The following is a 9722-nucleotide window of genomic DNA, read 5'->3' on the forward strand; positions in this document are numbered from 1 at the left end:
TTATTTGTAATATATCAAGTAAATGGATTTTTATAGATTATTTTACAATTTTTTACTCCCTATTGCACTTTTTACACGAATCGTGGCCGTACCCCAATACTGGATTAACTCCTGCATCTTGAAGCATATTAAGATGTTTTTTAAATGTTTGTTTCCCATAAGAATATTTCTGTTCAGCTCCTGTAATTCCATATCTGCTAATTAATTTTTGTAATTCTAAAAGTTTCTTTACTGTGCTATCCTTATAAACTTCCTTTAACTTCTTTTTAGAATGGTAAATATTGTAGTAATCTCCTTCAAAAACTATATTTCTTAATACTGTATTTAAATAATAATCCCTATCCAACTCACTCCAATAGTTAGGTAGTATATCACATAATCCCCAGTTTTTTAAATTATAATATATTCTAGGTCTTTTCAGCTGTGCTTCAAATCTCAACATATTTTCGTATCTATCATCAATAATAATATTTATATCTGCTTTATCTTCCTGCTCTTGCTCCTTATCATAAATATTTAAAATATAGGATTTAGAATTGTAATATAAACTAGTTTCATAAACATTATTTTGTTTTAAATGTCTATAGCTACTATAAGATTTTTTTATTAACTTTAAATATAAATCCTTGTATTCTGTTACAAAATCTAGTTTATAATCTACCCTACTAAGCTTCTCCATGTAGTTAGTGTAATTAAATATAGAATAAAAATGTTTCTTATATATCTCTACAAATGCATTATAATCTGCATCTGTTACAATATCTTTACCTAACAACTTACTAGGATTAATAACTATCTTTAACAAGTTAAACTTATCTATATAAGTGTAATTTATATTATCTTGTTGATATATATAATATAAATTATTATTATCTACTATAGGTCTAAATAAAGTTTTAATAATATTTATATCATCAGCTACTACTGTAGCTGTTAGCATTATAGTATCTATCATTTTTGCCATCTCCTCGGGAAATTTTTTTATTGTCTAAAATAAAGTAATTTCAATAGTTTCAGGTATATTAATGATTAAAAAATTTATATTGAATTAAGACTATTTATAGAAAAAATTTAAATAAAAAAGAGCATTTGCTAAATTAATAGCTCATGCTCTCATTTTTTTCCTTATTGTACTGCTCTACCAATCTATTATATATATGCTCGTATTCCTTAAATTCTACATAATCGTAATTTTCTAATCCTAGAGCTTCTTTTATATGAAAAATAGGTACATTTACATTTAAATTATCTATATTATCACTTGGACATACACCAAATCTATATCTAAAATCCCTTAAATTCTTAGAATACCAATCTCTTAAAAGGTCGTAGTTTATAAAATAGACATCTCCATCCATAAAAAAAACTAATTCTTCTGTAATATGTTTTGAATCTATTGCCCATCCAAGCTTTCCATTAGTCTGATACTCCAACATTATACAAGAATGTTTCTCTGTTACAAATTTTTCCTGTATTCTTAAAATCTTAACTGTTCCTGTTTGTCTACACCTATAATATAGAATTTTATCTACTCCTAAATGTTGCATATACTTATATAATTCATCTTTTTCGTATTTTATATTTATTATTTTTACTATATTCTCCTCCCCAAAGTAATACATATAAAAAGCCAAGCTTTTTAATTGATTTAATGGGTCGTTCTCTATTGCTAAACAATCCTTAAAAGATGCGTTAATATTAGTTTTAGCCATTATCTAGCACCTGCCTTTAGCTGTAATACCTTCTGCTCCAACAGGTCTAAATCTTCAGCTGTAAATTTTTCTTTTAATTTATCTACTGGTACTTTTAAGTTATACTCACTTAAACTACACATATAGATAGATTCAGATTCTACTTTTCCATCTTTTCTATAGCTCCTACAAAGATAAAAATAATAAATACATTCATCCCTTGTATTAATCTTTTGCTTAACTCCAATATACATACAAACATCCCCTTCACATAAAAAATAGTCCTTACATACTATTCCCAAGTAAAGGTACATTTGTGGTACTACAAATAAAAAAAGACACTTAAATTTTTACTAGAACTAAACAAATACCAATCGTTAATAACAGGACTACGCCCATAGAATATAAAGAGCCATTGTAGACAACACTAAAAAAGGAAAAACACTAGAATAAAAAATACTTTTATTAGTATCGTATCCTTACTAATAAAAGGGAAGTATAAATACTTCCCATATAAGAGTTCCATTTCAGTTCCTATTTTTTCATTTCTCTAACTATCTTCCTTACATATCTATCAGAAATATTTAACTCTTTAGCAATTTCAACTTGTTTTAATCCTTTTTCTAACAATTGTTTTATATTATTTATTTTATCCTGTTTAGCTTGTTGCCTTGATGTTAAGCCATTCTCATTCCTTCTTAATTCTTTCTGTTTAGCTTTTTGCCTTTTTTGATTCTCTTTCTGTCTACGATTATATTCCTCTTTAGATATTATTGTTTTAAGTTCCTTCTGTTCAGATTCAGTAATCCCAAGCATTTCAATAATAGCTTCATTTCTAAAGTTATACTGTTTCCTTTCAACATTTCTTGTTTTACTTTCAATATTTTTTTCTATAAGTGGTCTTTTAAATCTTTGATTAAATTCAAGCATCATTCTTTCAGCTTCTTTTGCTGCATCTTCAGGACTATCTCCTATTAGTAAACTCTGCATAGCAAAGTTTCTGTATAAAAAGCACATAAGCTCACGATACCCATGACAGCTAAAATTCCTAAGTTCCTGTAACTTCTCCAAATCTCCAAGTCTTGTAACTAATAGATTATATAAATTAAAAAAGTTATATACTTTCTTCTTACCCTTATTCTTTTTCTTCTGCTCTTTCCATTTATCGTACCAATTCGGTAGCTTTGGCATCCATTTTTGAAGTTCTCTAAGTTCATATAATTTATTCTTATAAATTTTAGTACTAACTATATCCATAGTTTTAGAATTATATGTATGTAAAAATCTTGTTGAAGTAGTTAAATTAACTGATTTATCAGCATTAAAATCACTTAATTTATTTGATATTTCTTTTTGTATTCTTCTAGCAAGTGTTTTAGCTTTATCAGTTGCATTAACTGGATATTTTATTTTGTATGTAATATGAAAATTATTACCTGTATATATAATTGCACTAGGACAAGGAATAACTTGTCCAAAATATTCTAACTCTAGCATTTGTATAAATTCATCTTTAGAAAGATTTTTAAATAAAGATTTTTTATAATCTATGTCTATTAATATATTATTTATAGCCCCTAGATTATCCTCAGACGAGTTTTTATATTCTCTATATGTATTTACACTATAAAATAAATTTATAGGCTCAAATCGACTGTTATTTAAGATTTCCTTTAATACTTTAAAACTCCTAAGTTGCTTTACTGTATAACTTCTATAAATATATATTCCATTTGCATAATAATCTATATTATTAAATATCTTTATATACTGCTCAGGCTTTGCTCCTATTAGCATATCCCTTAAAAATTTTTGTATTTCTTTTACTTCTTTATCTGTAAATTTTTTATTTTGTATATTGTTTATTTTTTGCACTGCTACAGCCATAAAAATATCCCCCAAATTTTAAAATATTTATTGAAGGACTTTTCATACCCTTATAGAAATGTTATACTATTAGCATAAAAATCGTATATAAGCCCTAAAAAGGGTATAAAAAGTCCAATAAGAAGAAGTAAGTCCCTAAAGTTTGGTCGCTGGAGGGACTTCTTCTTTTTTTGTCTAAATATGTATTCTATATTTCTTTTTCAAATCCTTTTTTATCCTATTAAGAGTATACTATAATTTTATCCCTTTAATCAACTAAAAGTATTGAAATAACTAGTGTCGGATATTATGATATAAATGTTTTTTGATTCTTAAAGATAGTTATTTTTTTTACTTTCAATGACCTGTAAATATTTTAAGAAAATTTTTCTCATAAATGCACCCATTGAAAATACTTGCTTTCAGAAAAACAGACAAGCAATTTCAGTAATTTCAACTTATTTGACTACCTATAATGATTTTGGTAGTCTAAATATAAAGCATCTCAAATTAAGGTGTAAACTCAATTCTAGAGATTTCTATAATATTAAAGTATTCGTTACCTCTTGGTATAATCTATAATTTAATTATGATAGATTATACGAGGAGGTGATTTAGTGAATACATATTTCGAAATTAAAACAAAAAATATAGCCATAAAGATAGGTGGCTCTATCCATACGGCTATACTGTGTTACTTTTTTATTAAGTTCTTATTTTAATATTTTATTTCTTTGGCAGCCTTCATTGGCTACTTTTTTTCACGCTTGCGTGAACAATACTTATATGTTTATATTAGTACATACATTTGTATGTTGTCAAATTTATTTGATACATTTTCGTATACCTCTACTAAAATATGTAATGAAAAATCAAATCTATAAAAAAAATATAACTACTGCCTAATTACAGTAGTTATATTTTTCCTTTTCTTTAATATCTGCTTGCATTTTAATCTTGCAATATCTTTCCAGTTTTCTGCTTTATATCTATCTTTTTTAATTTAACTTTTATTTTTAAAATTTCTTTAGGTAAGCTTTCCATAGCCTCAGCTCCCAATGTAATAACAATTAACATTATATCATTTTTAAATCTTACTTATGTTTTTCCATATATTCCTTTAAAGCCATACTTATTAATTCTTTTTTAGAAAACTTATTATGTTCCACACAAAACTTAGTCCAGTCTTCCCAAACAAATTCGTTTACTCTTACAGCTTTAGGATACTGTTTTAAGTGCCTATCGTCTATTAAATCTATAGTTATATTACTACTGTTATGTACTTCCATATTCTTTTTAAATCTATCTATCATTTCTTTTAAAATATCATAGTCTGACCTTAGCAGCTCCACTATTTTATTATCTAATACTTTAACAAACTGCTCTATTGTATTAGTTTGTGTATTAGCAACTGTATTAACATCTATAACTTCTAATGTATTAGATGTTGTATTAGTTCCTGTATTAGCTATATTTGTATTACTCTTTGTATTAGCATCTAATACATATTTATTATCTACTAAAATATATCCCTGTTTTTTTAAATATCTCGTCATAGAATCCAATCTTTTATATCCTAATTCTTTGGCTATTTCCTGTCTAGTAAATCCCTGCTCTTGCAGGTCTAAAATCTTATCTATTTTATTCAACTTTATCTCCTCCTAATACACATTGTATTAGCTATGTATTACCCAATTTAATACAATACTAATACACAATGTATTAGTTCTCCTTACAGATGTTAATATCCTTTATTTTCTTGCTCTTCTAGCTATTATAACTTTTCTTCTTTGGAATTTATTTTTATTTTTTAAAGTTAGAATCATAATTATAACTAATAAACTTGATAACAATAATACTGGTAAACTAACATTAAAAGTTATCATCTTTTTTTCATCTCCTTTATTTTTTCCTAAATTATATCATACTTAAATTTTTTTCGATAAATCCAACAGCACCAACTACATCTATTTCCTTAACTGAATCCATTTTAAGCCATCGTAAAGTATCCCCCTATGTATTTATAAAAAATTAAAAAAGTGGTATAATAAATATAGTTTAAATATATGTGTTCTTATTATTGGCAGTAACTATCTACTTTTAAGTTAAAGTCAATACTTAACTTATTTTTACATGAGCTTTAGTATTGCTGCTAAAAGATAAGTGCTTTTATTAGCACTTATTTTTTTGTCTTAACAGAAATAAAAAAATACTTTATTTTACATCTTCTTGCTTTTGCTCCCATTGTTTTGCTAATTTATAAAAAGTAGTTTTCTTTAATCCTAGTTGCTCCATAGCCTTTACAGCTGTAATCTCTTTATTTTTCCAAGACTTATAAACTTCTTCCCAATTGCTTGGATACTCTGCTTTAGGTCTACCTATATGCTTTCCTTTTGCCTTAGCTATTTCTATTCCTTCCTTTTGTCTTTGCTTTATTTTCTGTCTTTCCTTTTCTGCCATGTATGTAAGTAGTTCAAATACAATATTAGATATTAAATTACGTTCTAAATCTGATTTATCCTTAGTGTTAAGTATTGGATTATCTATTACAACAATGTTTACTCCTTGCTTAGTTAATTCGTTCCATTCTTCTTTTATCATATTCATATCTCTGCCTAGTCTGTCCAATTCCTTAATTATAAGAGTATCTCCTTTTCTTATACTTCTTTTAAGTGCCTTCCAATCTTCTCTATTAAAGTCCTTACCACTCTGTCTATCTATGTATACATCTCTTTCATCTATTACAAGCTTATGCTTATCACAATAATCTGTAATTGCTTTTATTTGTCTCTCTATATTTTGGTCTTTAGAGCTAACTCTTATATATGCAAATATTCTATTATCCATTTTCTACACTCCTTCTGTTCTTTTCTTACGCTTTAATTATATGCGTATCGTTCGTAAAAGTCAATGTTTTTTTATAAACGTTTGTAAATTGATTTCATATAGTTTACGAACTAAACATGTAGGAGTGTTTCTACAGTTCGTAAAGGTGTACTTTTTCGAACTGAATGTGAATAAAAAAAGAAACTCCCCTTGATACTAGGAAAGTTTCTTAGATACTTATTACTTATTCAAATCTTCCATTATAACTGTAGCAATAGCTTCTGCTAGTTTAACAGGTACAGCATTTCCCACCATTTTATATCCATGCATAACAGATTCATATATAAACTTAAAATCATCAGGAAAGGATTGTATTCTAGCACATTCTCTAACTGATAATCTTCTATATGGATATGGTGTGTTTTCATCAAATTTCCATTCATCTTTACCCACTTTAATCATAGGTGCTGATGCTGGATGTAATGGTGCATGTCTTCCTCCAGCTTGAATTGTAAAAGATTGTTCATTCCAATCTTTTTTTCTATTTCTAGACATATATATACTAGAAAATCCACCTATTGCATATTCATGATTTAAAACATCTAATTGCTCATTTGCTTTGTTCTTCTCTCTTGCAGCTAAAGGCTCTGGTAAATCTCCAATACATTCTCTCAAAGTAACTTTAGGATATACTTTTAATTTATCTAATTTTACAAAATCAAAGCTTATGTTTAAATCTTTTCTATATCCTATTAAAAATACTCTTTTTCTTTCTTGACATACTCCAAAATCACTTGAGTTTAATATATTAAACTTTACATTGTACCCATTTTCACCACATACTTCGAAGAGTTTTATAATATTTTCAAAAGTCTGTATATGTCTTTTGGACACCATTCCAGGAACATTTTCAACAACAAAAAACTTGGGATTTATATCTTTTAATAATCTTAAATACTCATAAAACAAAGCCCCTCTATCATCTTCTATTCCTCTCATTGCTCCTGCTAATGACCAACTTTGACATGGTGGTCCACCTATAACTCCATATATTTCTTCATTAGGAATATCAGTAATTTTAACATCTGTAATTGACTTTGTTTCTAATATTGTATTTGGATGATTATATCTATATGTATCCCATATTTTTTTATCTTTTTCATTAGCCCATATAATATTAAATCCTGCATTCTCAAATCCTCTATCTAGTCCACCTGCTCCTGAAAAAAAAGAAACTACTTTCATTAAAATATGTCCTCCTTAAAAGCTTGTTTTATATAAAATTGCGTCAACATATTTTACTGGATTATTAGGATTCTTAATCTCTACATTTTCCATGCTCAACAATCCACTATCTATATATTTATTTAACTCTTCTTTATACTTATCATCTATCTTGTTAAAATCACTTTTTAACATTAATACATATGCTCTAAAGTTATCATCTTTAAAATAATCTTTTGTTAAATAAGAAAAAACTTTCATTGGATGTTTTATAGACCACATTCCTCGAATTCTTAATTCAGTTATTTTAAGAGGGTCTACATTATGAATCTTTCCTAGTTCATTAGTTTCTGAAAAATCAACTCCACTAATTTCTTCTATTCCTTCTTTTATTACTTCTTTATATCTTAAATAAGTTTGCTGGTCTGCACAATAAGTATTTCCATACAATAGCCACAATACTTTTAGTTTATTTTGTTTGCTATCTATGTTTCCAATTGCATACACTATATCTTTTTTATCCCATCCTCCAAATTCATCTTCACAAGTTCTACAAGCTTCGGTAATTAATTTTGAATTTGAATATATATAATCTTTAGGATAAGAACTATTTAAAGCAATATTCCCAAAGCCTAATCCTTGAATTTTTTTTACTTCTACAGCTATATGTTTTTTTACTATAAAATCTGGAGGATTGTTCTTAGCTCCTGAATATGATAAATATTCACTATAAATTCTATCTTTTTTATCAAAATCTTGTTCATCTAATGAATTACAGAATAAATCCTTAATATAGTACTCTAAAGCATCTCCCATATTATTTGCTCTATTACTTCCACCATAAATTTCCAACAACTTATTATTTCTTGATTCTAATAAATTTTTTAATGCTACTAAAACATTTGTATTCATTGCAAAAACAGCCCCTTCACAAAATAATATAATACTATAAAATAAATATTTTGTCTTAATTATATAGAAATTCACGGCTAATGTGAAAATTTACATAAAAAAGGGAACTGGCAGAGATGTCAGTTCCCTTCAGGATTAAATAACATAACATTTCAATAATTTGAGATTTTAAACATTTCAACTCCCTTTATTCTACTAAATTAAATAAAGTTTTACAACAAAATTTTTTTGATATAATAAACATAAATTTTACAATATAAGATTAAGCTAAGGAGGCAGAAAATGATACAAGAAGAGGTGTATAAACACATTAAAATTGAAACAGTAGAAAGAAATATAAAAAATAAAACTTATACAGTTTATTTACTTAAATTTAAGGAAAGTATTATAGGTAAAAGCTGTAGTAAATGTCTAGAAATCTTACCACTATCAAATTTTAATAATAGTATAAATGGTATAGCATCTAAACATGCATATTGTAAAACTTGCCACAGAAATTACACTAAACAAAAAGAAAAAGAAGCTAAAGCAAAAAAATTATTTGAAAAATTATTAAAAGAAAAGAATATAGATAAGTTAAATAAATTAATACAATGCCTAGAATCTTAAAAATTTAAAACTTCCTCTACAGTAAGAGGAAGCATAAGTTTGTGTCGTCTAATTAGATAGAGCTTAGCAAGTCATATTTATATTTTTCTTTTCTCTATAATACATTCTAAAATAACTTTTCAGAACGATACCAGCATTTTCAATACATTTGCATATCTTAATATAACGTAAATCGTTCTATTTTTAATTCTGAAAAATGATAACAAATAGAAGTAGACTACTATAAATAGGCTTTTAAAAAGAATTTTTATAGTTAATAGTACATTTTGTCATCCAAGAGATAAACTACTCTGTATGAGCCTGTAAAATCCTTAGAAGGGTATTTTTTCAATCAACTATACTGTAACTATTTAATACTAATATAATAACAACTAAAATATATCTACTTAACATCATCATTTTTTAGACCTTTCCAATTATTTATTTTATATATATTTTCTTTTGTGAAATTAAAAAGAACAGGTAAATACGTTATACCTGCATCCTTTGGTATCAATACTGGGGTATGGCCACGATTCGTGTAAAAAGTGCAATAGGGAGTAAAAATATGGAAATAAAGTTTTTTTACTCCGTACTTTTGAATATATCTATATC

The 9722-nt window shown here is 26.4% G+C and carries 11 protein-coding genes; 1 reads left to right on the forward strand and 10 read right to left on the reverse strand.

Translation table 11 applies throughout. The features are described from left to right. Window positions 1-52: 52 nt before the first annotated feature. From BUA77_RS11740 to BUA77_RS11775, 9 genes are all read right to left on the reverse strand, one after another. Window positions 53-955: a phage/plasmid replication domain-containing protein gene (locus BUA77_RS11740; RefSeq protein WP_072890470.1), complete on the reverse strand. Its 903-nt coding sequence runs from the start codon at window positions 953-955 to the stop codon at window positions 53-55. 142 nt (window positions 956-1097) lie between these two features. Continuing rightward, window positions 1098-1712 (reverse strand): hypothetical protein, encoded by a 615-nt coding sequence (locus tag BUA77_RS11745; RefSeq protein WP_072890474.1) that lies wholly within the window; start codon window positions 1710-1712, stop codon window positions 1098-1100. Continuing rightward, entirely contained in the window at window positions 1712-1945 is a 234-nt protein-coding gene (locus tag BUA77_RS11750) for a hypothetical protein (protein WP_072890477.1), read from the reverse strand. Before BUA77_RS11750 ends, BUA77_RS11745 begins: the two co-directional genes overlap by 1 nt. Window positions 1946-2225: 280 nt before the next feature. Beyond that, complete coding sequence (locus BUA77_RS11755; RefSeq protein ID WP_072890480.1) at window positions 2226-3578, reverse strand: hypothetical protein; 1353 nt, start codon at window positions 3576-3578, stop codon at window positions 2226-2228. Between the two features lie 1073 nt (window positions 3579-4651). Beyond that, complete coding sequence (locus BUA77_RS11760) at window positions 4652-5206, reverse strand: hypothetical protein (RefSeq protein ID WP_072890483.1); 555 nt, start codon at window positions 5204-5206, stop codon at window positions 4652-4654. A 102-nt stretch (window positions 5207-5308) separates the two neighbouring features. Continuing rightward, entirely contained in the window at window positions 5309-5443 is a 135-nt protein-coding gene (locus BUA77_RS14575; RefSeq protein WP_278280575.1) for a hypothetical protein, read from the reverse strand. Between the two features lie 328 nt (window positions 5444-5771). After that, the gene (locus BUA77_RS11765; RefSeq protein WP_143151359.1) at window positions 5772-6404 is read right to left on the reverse strand and encodes a recombinase family protein; all 633 of its coding nucleotides are present in this window, start codon (window positions 6402-6404) and stop codon (window positions 5772-5774) included. Window positions 6405-6623: 219 nt separating this feature from the next. Continuing rightward, window positions 6624-7628, reverse strand: a complete 1005-nt coding sequence (locus tag BUA77_RS11770) for a DNA cytosine methyltransferase (RefSeq protein ID WP_072890487.1) — start codon at window positions 7626-7628, stop codon at window positions 6624-6626. Between the two features lie 15 nt (window positions 7629-7643). Continuing rightward, complete coding sequence (locus BUA77_RS11775; RefSeq protein ID WP_072890491.1) at window positions 7644-8519, reverse strand: NgoPII family restriction endonuclease; 876 nt, start codon at window positions 8517-8519, stop codon at window positions 7644-7646. 282 nt (window positions 8520-8801) lie between these two features. Here BUA77_RS11775 and BUA77_RS11780 point away from each other — a divergent pair, with 282 nt between their 5' ends. Beyond that, complete coding sequence (locus BUA77_RS11780) at window positions 8802-9128, forward strand: hypothetical protein (protein ID WP_072890494.1); 327 nt, start codon at window positions 8802-8804, stop codon at window positions 9126-9128. Window positions 9129-9510: 382 nt separating this feature from the next. Here the strand turns inward: BUA77_RS11780 and BUA77_RS14285 are convergent. After that, window positions 9511-9722: hypothetical protein (locus BUA77_RS14285; RefSeq protein ID WP_330390107.1), on the reverse strand; the 212-nt coding region annotated here is incomplete at its 5' end.

The organism is Tepidibacter formicigenes DSM 15518, assembly GCF_900142235.1.
In the GTDB taxonomy this organism is placed as follows: domain Bacteria; phylum Bacillota; class Clostridia; order Peptostreptococcales; family Peptostreptococcaceae; genus Tepidibacter; species Tepidibacter formicigenes.